This is a genomic window from Streptomyces sp. NBC_00435 (assembly GCF_036014235.1).
Classification (GTDB): Bacteria; Actinomycetota; Actinomycetes; order Streptomycetales; family Streptomycetaceae; genus Streptomyces.
In genome coordinates this window covers 3,835,205-3,850,147 of the sequence record NZ_CP107924.1, presented here as the reverse complement: position 1 = coordinate 3,850,147, position 14,943 = coordinate 3,835,205, and the positions used below count along the sequence as shown (strand labels likewise).

14 protein-coding genes are annotated in these 14,943 nt (G+C 71.5%); 8 read left to right on the top strand and 6 right to left on the bottom strand.

What is annotated here, in order from left to right:
- Positions 1 to 11 precede the first annotated feature (11 nt).
- The 3 genes from OG389_RS17565 to OG389_RS17555 all read left to right on the top strand — a co-directional run bounded on the left by OG389_RS17565 (position 12) and on the right by OG389_RS17555 (position 3,155).
- A complete protein-coding gene (locus OG389_RS17565) occupies positions 12 to 1,346 on the top strand; it encodes an ABC transporter ATP-binding protein (RefSeq protein WP_328299444.1) in 1,335 nt (444 codons plus the stop codon).
- Positions 1,347 to 1,363: 17 nt separating this feature from the next.
- Positions 1,364 to 1,582, top strand: a complete 219-nt coding sequence (locus OG389_RS17560; protein ID WP_266878693.1) for a hypothetical protein — start codon at positions 1,364 to 1,366, stop codon at positions 1,580 to 1,582.
- Positions 1,583 to 1,721: 139 nt separating this feature from the next.
- Positions 1,722 to 3,155, top strand: coding sequence for an SPFH domain-containing protein (locus OG389_RS17555; protein WP_328299443.1), 1,434 nt, complete (start codon positions 1,722 to 1,724; stop codon positions 3,153 to 3,155).
- Positions 3,156 to 3,287: 132 nt separating this feature from the next.
- Here OG389_RS17555 and OG389_RS17550 read toward each other — a convergent pair whose 3' ends face one another.
- A complete protein-coding gene (locus tag OG389_RS17550; protein ID WP_328299442.1) occupies positions 3,288 to 4,340 on the bottom strand; it encodes a WD40 repeat domain-containing protein in 1,053 nt (350 codons plus the stop codon).
- 76 nt (positions 4,341 to 4,416) lie between these two features.
- Here OG389_RS17550 and OG389_RS17545 point away from each other — a divergent pair, with 76 nt between their 5' ends.
- Both OG389_RS17545 and OG389_RS17540 read left to right on the top strand, forming a co-directional pair.
- Positions 4,417 to 5,109: a GDSL-type esterase/lipase family protein gene (locus tag OG389_RS17545; protein WP_328299441.1), complete on the top strand. Its 693-nt coding sequence runs from the start codon at positions 4,417 to 4,419 to the stop codon at positions 5,107 to 5,109.
- A 75-nt stretch (positions 5,110 to 5,184) separates the two neighbouring features.
- Positions 5,185 to 6,174: an aldo/keto reductase gene (locus tag OG389_RS17540; protein ID WP_328299440.1), complete on the top strand. Its 990-nt coding sequence runs from the start codon at positions 5,185 to 5,187 to the stop codon at positions 6,172 to 6,174.
- A 113-nt stretch (positions 6,175 to 6,287) separates the two neighbouring features.
- Here OG389_RS17540 and thpR read toward each other — a convergent pair whose 3' ends face one another.
- The 3 genes from thpR to OG389_RS17525 all read right to left on the bottom strand — a co-directional run bounded on the left by thpR (position 6,288) and on the right by OG389_RS17525 (position 8,776).
- Positions 6,288 to 6,878, bottom strand: coding sequence for an RNA 2',3'-cyclic phosphodiesterase (thpR, locus tag OG389_RS17535; protein WP_328299439.1), 591 nt, complete (start codon positions 6,876 to 6,878; stop codon positions 6,288 to 6,290).
- A gap of 85 nt (positions 6,879 to 6,963) precedes the next feature.
- Positions 6,964 to 8,313 (bottom strand): MFS transporter, encoded by a 1,350-nt coding sequence (locus OG389_RS17530; RefSeq protein ID WP_328299438.1) that lies wholly within the window; start codon positions 8,311 to 8,313, stop codon positions 6,964 to 6,966.
- A 25-nt stretch (positions 8,314 to 8,338) separates the two neighbouring features.
- Positions 8,339 to 8,776: a MarR family winged helix-turn-helix transcriptional regulator gene (locus OG389_RS17525; protein ID WP_328299437.1), complete on the bottom strand. Its 438-nt coding sequence runs from the start codon at positions 8,774 to 8,776 to the stop codon at positions 8,339 to 8,341.
- A gap of 119 nt (positions 8,777 to 8,895) precedes the next feature.
- Here OG389_RS17525 and OG389_RS17520 point away from each other — a divergent pair, with 119 nt between their 5' ends.
- On the top strand, positions 8,896 to 9,078 hold the full coding sequence (locus OG389_RS17520; protein ID WP_030156886.1) for a hypothetical protein: 183 nt from the start codon (positions 8,896 to 8,898) through the stop codon (positions 9,076 to 9,078).
- A 39-nt stretch (positions 9,079 to 9,117) separates the two neighbouring features.
- On the opposite strand, the gene OG389_RS17515 is transcribed toward OG389_RS17520, so the two are convergent.
- Positions 9,118 to 10,533 (bottom strand): NCS2 family permease, encoded by a 1,416-nt coding sequence (locus tag OG389_RS17515; protein WP_328299436.1) that lies wholly within the window; start codon positions 10,531 to 10,533, stop codon positions 9,118 to 9,120.
- 134 nt (positions 10,534 to 10,667) lie between these two features.
- Between OG389_RS17515 and OG389_RS17510 the strand changes: the two genes are divergently transcribed.
- On the top strand, positions 10,668 to 10,973 hold the full coding sequence (locus OG389_RS17510) for a DUF2530 domain-containing protein (protein WP_328299435.1): 306 nt from the start codon (positions 10,668 to 10,670) through the stop codon (positions 10,971 to 10,973).
- A 250-nt stretch (positions 10,974 to 11,223) separates the two neighbouring features.
- Complete coding sequence (locus OG389_RS17505) at positions 11,224 to 13,698, top strand: cation-translocating P-type ATPase (protein WP_328299434.1); 2,475 nt, start codon at positions 11,224 to 11,226, stop codon at positions 13,696 to 13,698.
- A gap of 32 nt (positions 13,699 to 13,730) precedes the next feature.
- Here the strand turns inward: OG389_RS17505 and OG389_RS17500 are convergent, their stop codons facing one another.
- Entirely contained in the window at positions 13,731 to 14,915 is a 1,185-nt protein-coding gene (locus tag OG389_RS17500; protein WP_328299433.1) for an MFS transporter, read from the bottom strand.
- Between the last annotated feature and the right edge of the window lie 28 nt (positions 14,916 to 14,943).

The window sequence follows — 14,943 nt, the reverse complement described above, 5'->3', positions numbered from 1 at the left end:
AGCCCGCCCCGATGACCACGATCCTCCAGGCCGCCGCCCTCACCAAGGCCTACGCCGGCGCCGACGGGGAGCTCCCCGTGCTCGGCGGCATCGACCTGGAGATCCGCGAGGGGGAGATCGTCGCCCTCCTCGGCAAGTCCGGCAGCGGCAAGTCCACCCTGCTGCGCTGCCTCGCCGGCCTGATCCCCGCCAGCTCCGGCTCGGTCACCTACCGGGGCGAGGAGTTGCGCGGGGCGAACCCGGGCACGGCGATGGTCTTCCAGACCTTCGCTCTGCTGCCCTGGCTGACGGTCCAGCAGAACGTCGAACTGGGTCTGGAGGCCAAGGGCGTGGACCGCGAGGAGCGGGCCCGCCAGGCCGTGGAGGCGATCGACCTGATCGGACTCGACGGCTTCGAGTCGGCCTACCCGAAGGAGCTCAGCGGCGGCATGCGCCAGCGCGTGGGCTTCGCCCGGGCGCTCGTCGTGGAGCCGGACGTACTGATGATGGACGAGCCGTTGTCCGCACTGGACGTGCTCACCGCCGAGAACCTGCGCGGCGAGCTGATGGAACTGTGGGCCTCGGACCGCTTCCCCGCCAAGGCGGTGGTGCTGGTCACGCACAACATCGAGGAGGCCGTGCTGATGGCCGACCGCGTGGTGGTGCTGGGGTCGCGGCCCTACGGCACGATCAAGGAGACCTTCGCGGTGGACCTGGCCCGCCCCCGGGACCGCAACGGCGCCGAGTTCGAGCGGATCGTGGACGCCGTGTACGCGGTGATGACCGGCCGCACCGCCAAGACCCCGGCCGCCGCCCCGCCCGCCAGGCGGACGCCGGCCAACACCCCGCTCCCGGCGGCCAGCGTCGACGGGATGGCGGGCCTCGCCGAGATCGTGCTCCAGCGCGCCACCGCCACCGCCACCGCCACCGCCACCGCCACCGACGCCGGGAACGGCGAGGATCTGGTCGACCTCGCCGACGAGCTCGGCCTGGAGGTGGACGACGTACTGCCCCTGGTCGACGGGCTGGAACTGCTGGGCCTGGCCGAGGTGCGGGACCTGCACCTGGTGCTGACCCCGCGCGGCAGCGCCTTCGCGGGGGCCGATGTACAGGAGTCGAAGGAGCTGTTCGCGGAGGGGGCCAGGGAAGTCCCGCTGGTCCACCTGATCCACACCACCCTGCAGCGCTCGCGGGGCGGCACGCAGCGGGCCGGGTTCTTCCGGGACCTGCTCTCGCACCACTACACGAGCGAGCAGCTGGAGCAGCAGCTGGAGACCGCCACGGACTGGGGCCGCTACGGGGAGCTGTACGGGTACCACGCGGACGCCGAGGAGTACCTGCTGGACGAGGACCCTCCGCGCTCGTAGCCGCGTACCCTCGGCCCATGGGGGAATCGGACATGGTGGGACTGGACGGCCGGGTCACGGGAACGGTCGGGCCGGGGCTGGTCGGCGAGGTCATCGTGCGGATCCGGGGCGGGGCCGAGCACTTCCTCGCGCATCCGGCGCCGGGAACCGGGCGGCTGGCCGTCGGGACGGTGGTGACGGTCGTCGAGTACCTGCCGCCGCGCACGGTGTACGTGATGGCCGCGTACGGGGACTGACCAGGCGTCGGGCCGTCCCGACGCCCTCCGCGTATCAAGATGGCGACAAGAACCGGCCGCCGTCTTCACGCCGCTCTGACGCGGATGCACACTCGCCTTCTCGGTGGCGGACGCCGCCGTGGAAGAGGGGGAGTTGCCGATGTCCATCGGCGTATTGGCGGGCCTCGTCGTGGCCGCCGTTCTGGCCGCGGTCGGCCTGTTCAAACTGATGTGGCGGGTGGCCGAGCCCAATGAGGCCCTGGTCATCTCCGGCTCCGCGCACAAGACCGAGGGGATCGCGGAGGGCATGGGCTTCCGGATCGTCACCGGGCGCGGGACGCTCGTGGTGCCCGGGGTACAGGCCGTGCGGAAACTGTCGCTGGACCTCAACGAGACCCAGCTGAACGTGGACTGCGTGACCCACCAGGGCATCCCGCTGCGGGTCAAGGGCGTGGTGATCTTCAAGATCGGCGACGACTTCGTGTCCATCGCCAACGCGGCCCGGCGCTTCCTGGACCAGCAGAAGATGATGCCGGAGCGGGTGCACATCGTCTTCGCCGGCCATCTGCGCTCCATCGTGGGCGGGCTGACGGTCGAGGACATGATCCGCGACCGCGAGAAGCTGACCGGGCAGACCCGGGCGGCGTGCGGTACGGAGATGGAGAAGCTCGGGCTGATCGTGGACTCGCTGCAGATCCACGAGATCGAGGACCCGACGGGCTACATCAAGAACCTGGCGATGCCGCACGCGGCCGCGGTGCAGCGGGACGCTCGGATCGCGCAGGCCGCCGCCAACCTGCTGGCGACCGAGGCGGAACAGGCCGCCTTCGCGCGGATGTCGGAGGCGACGCGGGACAGCGAGATCCTCCAGGCGGGCTACCAGGCCGAACGCGACAAGGCCGCCGCGACGGCCCGGCAGGCGGGCCCGCTGTCGGAGGCGGCGGCGCGGCAGGAGGTCGTGGTCCAGGAGACACGGGTCGCGGAGCTGGAGGCGCACCGGCGCGAGCAGCAGCTGCAGGCGGACGTGCGCAAGCCGGCGGACGCGGCGGCGTACGAGACCCGTACCCGGGCCGAGGCGGACCGCGACGCCCGCATCTCGGCGGCGCAGGCCAAGGCGAAGGAGACCGAGCTGGCGGCGACCGCGGACGCGGCGGCCACGGAGGCGCGTGCGCTGGCGGCGGCGAAGGCGACCCGGGCCACGGGTGAGGCGGAAGCCGCGGCCACCGAGGCGCGGGGTCTCGCGGAGGCGGCCTGGGCGAAGGCCTTCGGCCTCGCGGAGGCGGAGGCCATCAAGGCGCGGGCCGCCGCGCTGGCGGAGAACCAGGAGGCGGTGGTCGCGCAGCAGCTCGCCGAGAACTGGCCGGCGATCGTGGAGGCCGGTGCGGGTGCCTTCGGCAACGTCGAGCACATGGTCCTCCTCAACGGGGCGGAGGGCATGTCGGAGATGTTCGCGAAGGCCCTGACCATGGGCGGCACGGGCCTGGGCCTGGCCCGCCAGCTCCTGTCCTCGATGTCGCCGGCCCCGGCACAGCCCCCGACCCCCGAACCGCCTGCGCAGGCGGTACCCCACCAGATCCCGATCCAGGAGGCTTAACCCGGCCCCGGGCCCCCGGCCCCCGCGCCTCAATCGCCGGCCGCAATCCAGCCCCTCCGGCGTTTGAGGAGCGGGGTCTGGGGCGGAGCCCCAGGAGGAGTCCGGGCGCAGCCCGGGGAACGGGCGAAGGGGTTACTGCTTGGCCGGGCGGCGGCGGAGCATGCGCTTCGCGGCCAGCGTGAGGGCCAGGGCCACCACCAGGACGACCGCACCCTTGGTGAAGCTCCGGTCCCCGGCCGCGGGCGGGTCCCCCGCAGGAGGGGACCCCGCCGCGGGCGAGGCCCCCGGCGAGGACCCGGCAGGGGACGCCGCCGGGCCGACCGGAACGGCGACGACCCGGCTGCTCAGCCCCTCCGCGCCCATCATCAGCGCCGACCCGTCCGCCGTGTACGTCACGGACTCCGCCTGCCCCTGCCACGGCGCGGCCACCGACTCCCCGTCCCCGGCCGGCCGGCCGTCCTTCCACGGGTACGTCTTCGCCCACAGGTACCCCCGCAGCGCGAGCCGCCCCCCGTCCGGGGAGAACGCCCCGTCGGTGACCCAGGGGACGTCCCCGATCCGCCGGAAGGTGTTCGTGCCGGACGGGGACAGCGGCCCGGCCGGGCCCTCGTAGAGCCCGCCCGTGCGCTCGTCCTTGCTCGCGATGTACACCCGGCCCGTGACCGGATGGACCATCAGCGCCTCGGCGTTCCGCGGCCCGTCCGCGTACTTCACCGTGAACTGCTCGGCCTTGACGGTGGCGTCCCCGAGCGTCTTCGGTTCGGGGAACCGGTAGATCCACACGTGGTCCCAGGTGCCGCCGAGGTTGTCCCCGATGTCGCCGACGTACAGCTGCCCGTCCGGCCCCAGCGAGATCGCCTCGACGTCCCGGGGTTTGCCGATGCCCGTCAGTGTGATCCGCGCGACGGTCTTCCCGGTCGCCGAGTCCACGGCGTACACGTACGGTCCGTCGTCGCTGTCGTTGTGCGTCCAGTACACGCCGGGGTGGATCCGGCTGGCCGCGAGCCCGCTCGACTCCTTGATCCGCGGGTCGGTGATCGTGAACCCGGACGCCCCGGAGCTCCCCGGGCTCCCCGCCGCCCGAGCCGCCGCGGGCGGGAGCACGAGGAGGGCGAGGACGCCCAGGGCGGCGGCCCCGAGGGCGGTGGCGCGGGCGGCGGTCGACGGCAGCAGGTGCGGGCGCATCCCCCTACCCTGCCAGCCCGCCCCGCGTGTCCGGCATCACAGGGGCCCCGGTCGTGTGATCCGCGAAGATGACCGGATGCGTTTCATGTTCGTCGGGGACTCCATGACCATCGGGCGCGCCGGTGACTGGACCTGGCGCTACCGGATGTGGCAGCACCTCAATGCCACCTTCGGCGGCCCGTACCGGATAGTCGGCCCGCGCAGCGAGCTCTACGACACCTTCGCCGACGCGCCGACCAGCCACGAGTACGCCGACCCCGGCTTCCCCGCCGACGCCCGACGCCACCTGGCCGGCTGGGGGGAGGGTTGGCTGCACATGGCGCCGCTCGTGGGTCCCGCGGCCCGCGCCGGCCGGGCCGACGTCCTGCTTGTCTCCCTCGGACTGATCGATCTGGGCTTCTACACCGATGCCGAGGGCACCGCGGTCAACGTCCGCCGGTTCGTCGCGGAGGCCCGCGCCGCCCGGCCCGCGATCCGGATGGTCCTGCTGCCCGTCATCCCCAACGTCCGGGCCCAGGACGACGTGCCCTTCGCGGCGCAGGTCGAGCTGTTCAACGAGCTGCTCGCGAAGGCGGTCGCCGATCTGTCGACCCCCGCCTCGCCGATCCTGCTGGCCGCGCGTCCGGACGGGTACGAGATCCACCGCGACACCTACGACGGAACCCACCCCAACGCCTCGGGCGAACACCGCCTGGCGGGGGAGTTCGCGGCGGTCCTGCACCAGGCGTGGGGCCTGGGCGGCCCGTACCGCCCCCGGCAGGACCCGTAGGTCCGGCGACGCGTAACACGCCCTTCACGGACGGGTCTTGCTTCGAGCGCACTCCAGGCAGTTGGCTAGTGACCCATGGAGTACACGCAGCTCGGACGCACCGGTCTCAAGGTCAGCCGACTTGTTCTCGGCACCATGAACTTCGGCCCCCAGACCGGGGAGCCGGAAAGCCACGCCATCATGGACACGGCCCTCGACGCAGGCATCAACTACTTCGACACGGCCAACGTCTACGGGTGGGGCGACAACAAGGGCCGCACCGAGGAGATCATCGGCACCTGGTTCGGCCAGGGCGGCGGCCGCCGCGAGAAGACGGTCCTCGCCACCAAGGTCTACGGGAACATGGCCGCCGAGGGCGACCCGTGGCCCAACTACGACCGTCTCTCGGCGCTGAACATCCGACGGGCGGTCGACGCCAGCCTCAAGCGCCTGAACACCGACTACATCGACGTCTACCAGTTCCACCACGTGGACCGGCTGACTCCCTTCGAGGAGATCTGGCAGGCCGTGGAGGTCCTGATCCAGCAGGGCAAGATCCTCTACGCGGGGTCCTCGAACTTCCCCGGCTGGAAGATCGCCCAGGCCAACGAGGCCGCCGCGCGCTCGGGGCGGCTCGGACTCGTGAGCGAGCAGTGCCTCTACAACCTCGCCGAGCGGCGGGCGGAGCTGGAGATCATCCCGGCCGCGGAGGCGTACGGGCTCGGCGTCATCCCGTGGTCCCCGCTGCACGGCGGGCTGCTGGGCGGGGCCATCCGCAAGTCGGCGGAGTCCGGGCGTACGGCGACCGGCCGCTCGGCGGACGCGCTCGCGAACAGTTCCGTACGGGCGCAGGTGCAGGCGTACGAGGACCTGCTGGACAAGCACGGCTTGGAGCCCGGCGAGGTCGCCCTGGCCTGGCTGCTGACGCGCCCCGGGGTCACGGGGCCCATCGTCGGGCCGCGTACGCCGGAACAGCTCGCGTCCGCGCTGCGGGCGGTGGAGCTGGAACTGTCGCAGGAGGTGCTCGACGGGCTCGACGAGGTCTTCCCGGGGCCGGGGCCGGCTCCGGAGGCATTCGCCTGGTGAGTCGCGCCTGGTGACTACTGCCCGACGGCGGCAGCCACGGCGACGACGACGAACATCAGTACGAGCACACCCGCCATGACGCGGTTTCTGGTCTTGGGATCCACCCGTCGAGACTAACGCGACCGGGCCCGCCCTTCGTACGGAGGGGCGGGCTCGCCCAGTTCCCAGGACCCGACGACCTCGTAGCGGGGCCGCTCGCCGGGGACGCCGCCGGTGGGCAGGTTGCTGCGGACCAGGCTCAGCCGCGTGACCCGCCAGGCGGTGCCCTCGAAGCCGGCCAGCGCCTGCGAGTAGGGGCGCACGTCGTCCGACTCGTGGCGCAGCCGGCCCAGGGTGAGGTGGGGCGTGTACCGGTGGTGCTGCTCCATCGGCACCCCGGAGCGCCGTGCGGCGGCGTCGGCCCGCTCGGCCAGCATCCGCAGGGCGTCGAGGTCCCCGGCGGCGCCGGCCCACAGCGAGCGGTGGCCGAAGTGACCGGAGCCGTGGATCCGGAGCGGGAAGGGGGCGCCGCGGGAGGCGGCCCGGGCGAGGCGGGTGCGCAGTTCGGGGAGCAGCTCTTCGGGGACCTCGCCCATGAAGGCGAGGGTGAAGTGCCAGCCCGCTTCCGCGGTCCAGCGGAGGCCTTCGTCGCGCAGTGGTCGCACGGCTTCGGCCAGTTCGGCGACGGCGGTCGCCGGCGGCAGGACGGCTGCGAACAGTCTCATGCGACGAGCCTAACCAGCGGGGCTCCGTGCGGAGCCGGTCCGGGGGCCAGCCCCCGGACCCCCAGGAGGCCGGCCGGCAGGGGCTCTACGCCGCCGTGACCAGTTCGCGGCCGCGGTCCGCCGGGACGAACGTCACGCCGTGGCGGTTCACGCTCAGGCGGAGGTTGCCGACGCGGGAGAGGACGAGGCCGATGGCCACCGCCGCGGCCAGCGACACCGCGCCACCCGCGGCCATGCCGACGCGCGCGCCGTAGGTGTCCGTGACCCACCCGACCAGCGGAGCACCGATCGGGGTGCCGCCGGTGAAGACCATCATGAACAGGGCCATCACCCGGCCCCGCATCTCCGGGTCGGTAGCCATCTGCACGCTGGAGTTGGCGGTGACGTTCACGGTCAGGCCGAAGATCCCGATCGGTACGAGCAGCGCCGCGAACAGCCAGAATTCGGGTACGAAGGCCGTCACCAGCAGGAGTGCGGAGAAGAGCACCGCCGCCGCGACCAGCAGCCGCAGGCGGGACAGACCCCGCCGGGCCGCCAGCAGTGCGCCCACCAGGGAGCCCGCCGCGATGAGCGTGTTGAACAGGCCGTAGGTGCCCGCGTCACCGTGGAAGACCTTGCTGACGAACGCCGACAGCCAGATCGGGAAGTTGAAGCCGAACGTGCCGATGAATCCGACGAGGACGATCGGCCAGATCAGCTCGGGCCGCCCGGCGACGTACCGCAGGCCTTCCCGCAGCTGGCCCTTGGCGCGCGGCTGTACCTCGACCTGGTGCAGCTCCTTCGTGCGCATCAGCAGCAGGCCCACGATGGGGGCCGCGAAGGAGAGGCCGTTGAGCAGGAAGGCCCAGCCGGAGCCGACGGCGGTGATGAGGACACCGGCGATGGCCGGGCCGACCAGCCGCGCCGACTGGAAGTTGGCCGAGTTCAGGCTGACGGCATTGGCCACCTGGTCCTTGCCGACCATCTCGGAGACGAAGGTCTGGCGGGCCGGGTTGTCCACGACGGTGACCAGGCCGAGCAGGAAGGCGGCGAGGTAGACGTGCCACACCTGGACGTGTCCGGCGAGGGTGAGGACGGCGAGCGCGATGCCGGTGAGGCCCATCGCGGCCTGCGTGCAGAGCAGCAGCGGCCGCTTGGGGAGCCGGTCGGCGAGTACGCCTCCGTAGAGGCCGAACATCAGCATCGGCAGGAACTGCAGCGCGATGGTGATGCCGACCGCCGAGGCGGAGCCGGTCAGGGAGAGGACCAGCCAGTCCTGGGCGATGCGCTGCATCCAGGTGCCGGTGTTCGAGACGACCTGACCGGTCGCGAAGAGCCGGTAGTTGCGGATCTTCAGCGAGCTGAACATCGAGTTCTTGCCCGGGGCGCGCTCTGCGTCGCGCGTAGTGGTGGATATGTGGCCGGGGGCGGAGTCTGCTCCGGGTCCCGTACTCAAAAGGGGTCGCCTCCTGGCGTCGTTCCTACAGGTGCGCGAGCTTGTCCAGGACGGGTGCGGCTTCGCGGAGCTTGGCCCATTCGTCCTCGGTCAGCCCGGCCGCGAGCCCGGCCAGGAAGGCGTTGCGCTTGCGACGGCTCTCTTCGAGCATCGCTTCGGCCTCCTCCGTCTGGCGGACCACCTTCTGGCGGCGGTCGTCGGGGTGCGGTTCCAGCGTGACCAGTCCCTTGGCTTCCAGCAAGGCGACGATGCGCGTCATCGACGGAGGCTGCACGTGCTCGCGTCGGGCCAGTTCACCGGGGGTGGCCTGGCCGCAGCGGGCGAGGGTGCCGAGCACCGACATCTCGGTCGGGCTCAGTGATTCGTCGACGCGCTGGTGCTTGAGGCGTCGGCCCAGCCGCATGACGGCGGAGCGGAGATCGTTCACGGCGGCGGCGTCGTCGCCATGGGAAAGGTCATGCATGTCTTTAGAGTAACTCATTACCCTACCTAAGGAACACCACTTATCTGGTGTCACTCGTACGGGTGAGTCGGCTCCGGAAAGTGACACGCGTCCATGCCCTGTGCCCCGACTCTTTCGGCATGGGGACACATGTGCTGAGCATGCGCATAGACGGGGAGCTCCTCGACAGGCTCCGGACTCATGCCGCCAAACGCGGAATGAGCGTCCAGGACTATGTGGTCCGGACGCTCATTCGCGATGATTTCGACGAACGCTTCAAGGCGGCCGTCGACGAGACGGAGAAGTTCTACGGGCTCACGTGAGCCCGGCTCCTCAAGACGCCCGGCGTACCGCCGTTCGGGTTACGTGAGGCCCAGTGCCGGCATCGCGTAGTAGAAGACGAACACCGCCGAGACGACGTACATGGCCACCGGGACCTCGCGGCCCCGGCCGGTCGCCAGTCGCAGCACGGAGAAGGCCACGAAGCCGATGCCGATGCCGTTGGTGATCGAGTACGTGAAGGGCATCATCACCATGGCCAGGAAGGCCGGGACGGCGATGGTGAAGTCGTTCCAGTCGATGTCCCGGACCGAGCCCGCCAGGATCAGGAAGCCGACCGCGATGAGCGCGGGGGTGGCGGCCTGCGACGGGACCATCGTGGCGAGCGGGGTGAGGAACAGCGACACGGTGAAGAGACCGCCGGTCACGATGTTCGCCAGGCCCGTGCGGGCACCCTCGCCGACGCCGGCCGTGGACTCCACGAAGCAGGTGGTGGCCGAGGAGGAGGAGGCTCCGCCCGCGGCGACGGCCAGGCCGTCCACGAACAGCACCCGGTTGATGCCGGGGAAGGAACCGTCCGGACGCGTCAGCTTCGCCTCGTCGCCGACGCCCAGGATGGTCCCCATGGCGTCGAAGAAGCAGGACAGCAGCACCGTGAAGACGAAGAGGATGCCGGTCAGCACGCCGACCTTGCCGAAACCGCCGAACAGGCTGACCTGACCGACGAGCCCGAAGTCGGGCGCGGCCACCGGGTTGCCGGGCCACTCCGGGACCGTCAGGCCCCAGGCCGTGTCGGGGAGCTCGGTGATCAGCTGGACGGCGAGCGCGGCGACGGTCATGGCCACGATCGAGATCAGGATCGCGCCGGGAGTCTTGCGGATGATGAGCGTCAGCGTCAGCAGGACGCCGATCACGAAGATCAGGACGGGCCAGCCGTGCAGGTGGCCGTTGCTGCCGAGCTGGAGCGGGACCGTGGTGTGCGCGAGGTCCGGCATGCGGGTGACGAAGCCCGAGTCGACCAGGCCGATCAGCATGATGAACAGACCGATACCGATCGCGATGCCCTTGCGCAGGCCGAGCGGAACGGCGTTCATGACCCGCTCGCGCAGGCCGGTGGCGACCAGCAGCATCACCACGAAGCCGGCCAGGACCACCATGCCCATGGCGTCGGGCCAGCTCATGCGCGGGGCCAGCTGCAGGGCCACGACGGTGTTGACGCCGAGGCCGGCCGCGAGCGCGATCGGAACGTTGCCGATCACGCCCATGAGGAGGGTGGTGAAGGCCGCGGTCAGGACGGTGGCGGTGACCAGCTGCCCGCCGTCGAGCTGATGGCCGTACATGTCCTTCGCGCTGCCCAGGATGATCGGGTTCAGCACGATGATGTAGGCCATCGCGAAGAAGGTGGCGAAGCCGCCGCGGACCTCGCGGCCGATGGTCGAGCCGCGCTCGGAGATCTTGAAATAGCGGTCCACGGAAGAAGCGGGGGCCGACGTGCTCATGGGGTCCTGGTCCTCATTGGTCGTTCATACGGCGAAAACGGGCCAAGCCCAAACCGTTTCAGTATGAACACATGAACGAAGGGGCGTCTATCTCCGCGCGTAGACCCTCGGCCGACCGGCCTAGACTTGGCCGCATGGCGAAATGGACTGCGCAGCACGAGGCCCCCGAGCCCCTCGAGGGTCCGATCGTCGGGACCGTCATGGGTGGCACGGTCCTGTGGTTCGCCCTCTTCCTCTTCCAGCTCCCCTTCTACGGGTGGTTCGCGGACCGGGGGATGCTGTGGTGGGTCTGGACCTGCGCGGTCGGCGGGTTCCTCGGCCTGATCGGCCTCTGGTACGTCCGCGGCCGCGACGCGGCCCTCAAGCGCCACGCGGCCGCGGCCGCGCTGGCCGCGCGGAGCGACTCCGACCGGCCGGGCGGGACTCCCCAGCCGGGCTAGCCCCTCCCGCCAAGGCCGGCACCCCTCGGGCGGGCGCGGCGTCGCGGCCGGCCGTGCCCGGTAGGTGCGGCGCCGTTGCCGGGGGCTCCGCCCCCGGACCCCCCGCGCCTCCAAACGCCGGCGGGGCTGGTTCTGGCCGGTCGCGGCACCGCCCGTAAGGGCTACCAGCGGAGGATTCTGCTCATCCCGAAGTCGGATCTTCGGGCTTCTCGGCGGGTGAACCGTTGAATCGCCCTTTACCGTCAAAAGCATGACGCAGCGGGCGAGGATCGAAGCAGACGGACCGGAGCCGGGCGGTGCCGGCGGAGCGGCCGCCGGGCTCGCCATCGACGCGGGCTCGGAACTCGACCCGGTGCACCCGTGCAAGCCGCCCGCGCCCAGATTCAAGCCCGCCGGTCTGACCACCGCCGAGGTCGCCGAACGCGTCGCCCGCGGAGCCGTCAACGACGTCCCCGTCCGCAGCAGCCGCTCCACGGCCGAGATCGTCCGCGCCAACGTCTTCACCCGCTTCAACGCCATCATCGGCGTCCTGTGGGTGGTCATGCTCTTCGTCGCGCCGATCCAGGACAGCCTCTTCGGCTTCGTGATCATCGCGAACACCGGCATCGGCATCATCCAGGAGATGCGCGCCAAGAAGACCCTCGACGGCCTCGCCGTCATCGGCGAGGCCAAACCCAGCGTCCGCCGCGACGGCCGCACAGCCGAGATCTCCACCTCCGAGATCGTCCTCGACGACGTCATCGAGCTCGGCCCCGGCGACAAGGTCGTCGTCGACGGACTGGTCGGCGAGGCGGAGGGCCTGGAGATCGACGAGTCCCTCCTGACCGGCGAGGCCGACCCCGTCCTGAAGAAGCCCGGCGACCCGGTCATGTCCGGGTCGTTCGTCGTCGCCGGCGGCGGCGCCTTCACCGCCACCAAGGTCGGCCGCGAGGCCTACGCCGCCCAGCTGGCCGAAGAGGCCTCCCGCTTCACGCTCGTCCACTCCGAGCTGCGCACCGGCATCTCCACCATCCTCAAGTACGTCACCTGGATGATGATCCCGACCTCCATCGGCCTGATCATCAGCCAGCTGATCGTCAAGGACAACAACCTCAAGGAGGCCATCGCCCGGACCGTCGGCGGCATCGTCCCGATGATCCCCGAGGGCCTCGTCCTCCTCACCTCCGTCGCCTTCGCCATCGGCGTCATCCGGCTCGGCCGCAAGCAGTGCCTGGTCCAGGAACTCCCCGCCATCGAGGGCCTCGCCCGCGTCGACGTCGTCTGCCTCGACAAGACGGGCACCCTCACCGAGGGCGGCATGGACGTCACCGAGTGCCGCCCGCTCGGCGGCGCGGACGTTCCGTACGTCAAGAAGGTGCTCGGCGCGCTCGGCGAGAGCGACCCGCGGCCCAACGCCAGCCTCCAGGCGATCATCGACGCGTACCCGGACAGCGCCGAGTGGCGCTGCACCGAGTCCCTGCCCTTCTCCTCCGCCCGCAAGTACAGCGGCGCCAGCTTCAGCGAGGGCGACGGCGAGAACAACACCTGGCTGCTCGGCGCCCCCGACGTGCTGCTCCCGGCCGGAGACCCGGCGCTGGACGAGATCAACGCGCTCAACGAGCAGGGCCTGCGTGTCCTCCTGCTCGGCCGCACCACCCGCGAACTCGACGACCCGGCCGTGGCCACCGGGGTCAGGCCCACCGCCCTGATCGTCCTGGAGCAGCGGCTGCGCCCCGACGCCGCCGACACCCTGCGCTACTTCGCGGACCAGAACGTCAAGGCCAAGGTCATCTCCGGCGACAACGCGGTCTCGGTCGGCGCGGTCGCCGGCAAGCTGGGCCTGCCCGGCGCGGAGAACACCGTCGACGCGCGGACGCTGCCCACCGACCGGGACGAGATGGCGGAGGTCCTCGACGCGAACGCCGTCTTCGGGCGCGTCACCCCGCAGCAGAAGCGCGACATGGTCGCCGCCCTCCAGTCCAGGGGCCACACGGTCGCGATGACCGGCGACGGCGTGAATGACGTGCTCGCGCTCAAGGACGCCGACATCGGCGTCTCGATGGGATCGGGCTCGGAGGCCACCCGCGCCGTCGCCCAGATCGTGCTCCTGAACAACAGCTTCTCCACCCTGCCCTCGGTGGTCGCCGAGGGCCGCCGGGTCATCGGCAACATCACCCGCGTCGCCACCCTCTTCCTCACGAAGACGGTCTACTCGGTGCTGCTGGCCATCCTGGTGGTCTGCTCCCAGGTCGAGTACCCGTTCCTGCCGCGCCACCTGACGCTGCTGTCCACGCTGACCATCGGCATCCCGGCCTTCTTCCTGGCCCTGGCCCCGAACAAGGAGCGGGCCAGGCCGCACTTCGTGAAACGCGTGATGCGCTACGCCATCCCCGGCGGTGTCATCGCGGCCGTCGCCTGCTTCGTGACGTACCTGATCGCGCGCCACCACTACACCGGACCCGACTCCCTCAAGGCCGAGACCAGCGCCGCGACGCTGGCGCTGTTCCTGACCTCGATGTGGGTGCTGGCGATCATCGCCCGCCCGTACACGTGGTGGCGGGTCGGCCTGGTCGGCGCGATGGGCGGAGCCTTCCTGATCGTCCTCGTCGTGCCCTGGCTGCAGGAGTTCTTCCAGCTCAAGCTGGAGGGTGCCGTGATGCCGTGGACGGCGGTGGGCATCGCCGCCGCCGCGGCCGCCCTGATCGAGTTCACCTTCCGCTGGGTGGACCGCAGGTTCCCGGCGTAGCCCCGCTGGAGACCGGGCCGATCCGCCGTCCCTCAGGCCGCCAGGGCGTGCTCCGCGCGGGCCGCGATACGGGAGCGCAGGCCCAGCATCGCCGCCGCGGCGAGCAGTCCGGCGACCAGGGCCGTCCACCACAGGGCCGCCGGGCCGAGGCCGGTGTAGAGGGTGACGCCCGCGGTGAGGGCGGCGAAGCGGCTGACGCCCCAGGTCCAGCTGAAGGCGCCCTGGTAGCGGCCGCGGGCGGTGGCCGGGGCCAGGTTCGCCACCACCGAGGCGGCGATTCCGGCGACGGAGAGCTCGCCGAGCGACCAGACGGTCACCGAGACCACGTACCCGGCCACCGAGTCCGCGAGTCCGGTCAGCGCCACTCCGACGGTGATCAGCGCACCGCCGGCGGCGTACACCGGCAGCTGCGGCAGCGCGGCCAGGCGGGCCGTCACGAAGGGCTGGAGCGCCACCACCAGAACGGCGTTGACCGCCGCCAGGGCCCCGTACACCACCGGGGAGAGTCCGCTGTCGCGGACGGCCATCGGCAGCGCCACCTCGGTCAGTGAGTACACGAACAGTTGGATGCCGAGGACCGGGAGCAGGGCGAGCAGCAGCCGGTCGCGCAGGACGACCCCGTAGCCCAGGCCCGCGGACTTCTCCTGAGCGGTGCGGGCCGGCTCGCGCAGCCGGGTCGCGACCACGGCCGCGTAGACGAGCGCCGTGCCGGCGTCGACGGCGAAGAGCAGCCAGTACCCGTGCGCGGCCAGGAAACCGCCGAGGACGCCGGCAGCGGCCGTGCCGATGTTGACCCCCCAGCCGAACAGCGCGTACGCCCGCTGGCGCCATCCGGTGTCCACGGAGTCGGCCAGCAGCGCGTACGCGGCGGGCCCGACGGTGGCCCCGGCGGCGCTGAGCAGCAGGGCCGACGCGGCCATCGTCCAGATGCCCGGCGCCAGGAACAGCGCGCCCTGCGCGAAGGCGGAGCCGACGAGCCCGATCAGCATCGTGGGGCGGCGGCCGATCCGGTCGGCCAGCAGTCCGCCGATGGCCGGGCCGAGCAGGTTGCCGGCGCCCAGGGCGCCGAGGACGAAGGAGATGTCGGAGCCGGTGATGCCGCGGTCGGCCAGCAGGAAGACCAGGAACGGGGTGACGAGGTAGCCGAGCCGGTTGACGACCGTGCCGGCGAACAGGGTCCAGACGACGGGCGGGAGACCGCGGAAGGAGGAAGGCATGGGAGGAGCCTGTTCCCCCACCGCCGTA

Bases quoted from the DNA above. Each gene is read 5' to 3' on its own strand.
- OG389_RS17565 (WP_328299444.1), top strand. From the start codon at position 12: ATGACCACGATCCTCCAGGCCGCCGCCCTCACCAAGGCCTACGCCGGC.
- OG389_RS17560 (WP_266878693.1), top strand. From the start codon at position 1,364: ATGGGGGAATCGGACATGGTGGGACTGGACGGCCGGGTCACGGGAACG.
- OG389_RS17555 (WP_328299443.1), top strand. From the start codon at position 1,722: ATGTCCATCGGCGTATTGGCGGGCCTCGTCGTGGCCGCCGTTCTGGCC.
- OG389_RS17550 (WP_328299442.1), bottom strand. From the start codon at position 4,340: ATGCGCCCGCACCTGCTGCCGTCGACCGCCGCCCGCGCCACCGCCCTC.
- OG389_RS17545 (WP_328299441.1), top strand. From the start codon at position 4,417: ATGCGTTTCATGTTCGTCGGGGACTCCATGACCATCGGGCGCGCCGGT.
- OG389_RS17540 (WP_328299440.1), top strand. From the start codon at position 5,185: ATGGAGTACACGCAGCTCGGACGCACCGGTCTCAAGGTCAGCCGACTT.
- thpR (WP_328299439.1), bottom strand. From the start codon at position 6,878: ATGAGACTGTTCGCAGCCGTCCTGCCGCCGGCGACCGCCGTCGCCGAA.
- OG389_RS17525 (WP_328299437.1), bottom strand. From the start codon at position 8,776: ATGCATGACCTTTCCCATGGCGACGACGCCGCCGCCGTGAACGATCTC.
- OG389_RS17520 (WP_030156886.1), top strand. From the start codon at position 8,896: ATGGGGACACATGTGCTGAGCATGCGCATAGACGGGGAGCTCCTCGAC.
- OG389_RS17515 (WP_328299436.1), bottom strand. From the start codon at position 10,533: ATGAGCACGTCGGCCCCCGCTTCTTCCGTGGACCGCTATTTCAAGATC.
- OG389_RS17510 (WP_328299435.1), top strand. From the start codon at position 10,668: ATGGCGAAATGGACTGCGCAGCACGAGGCCCCCGAGCCCCTCGAGGGT.
- OG389_RS17505 (WP_328299434.1), top strand. From the start codon at position 11,224: ATGACGCAGCGGGCGAGGATCGAAGCAGACGGACCGGAGCCGGGCGGT.
- OG389_RS17500 (WP_328299433.1), bottom strand. From the start codon at position 14,915: ATGCCTTCCTCCTTCCGCGGTCTCCCGCCCGTCGTCTGGACCCTGTTC.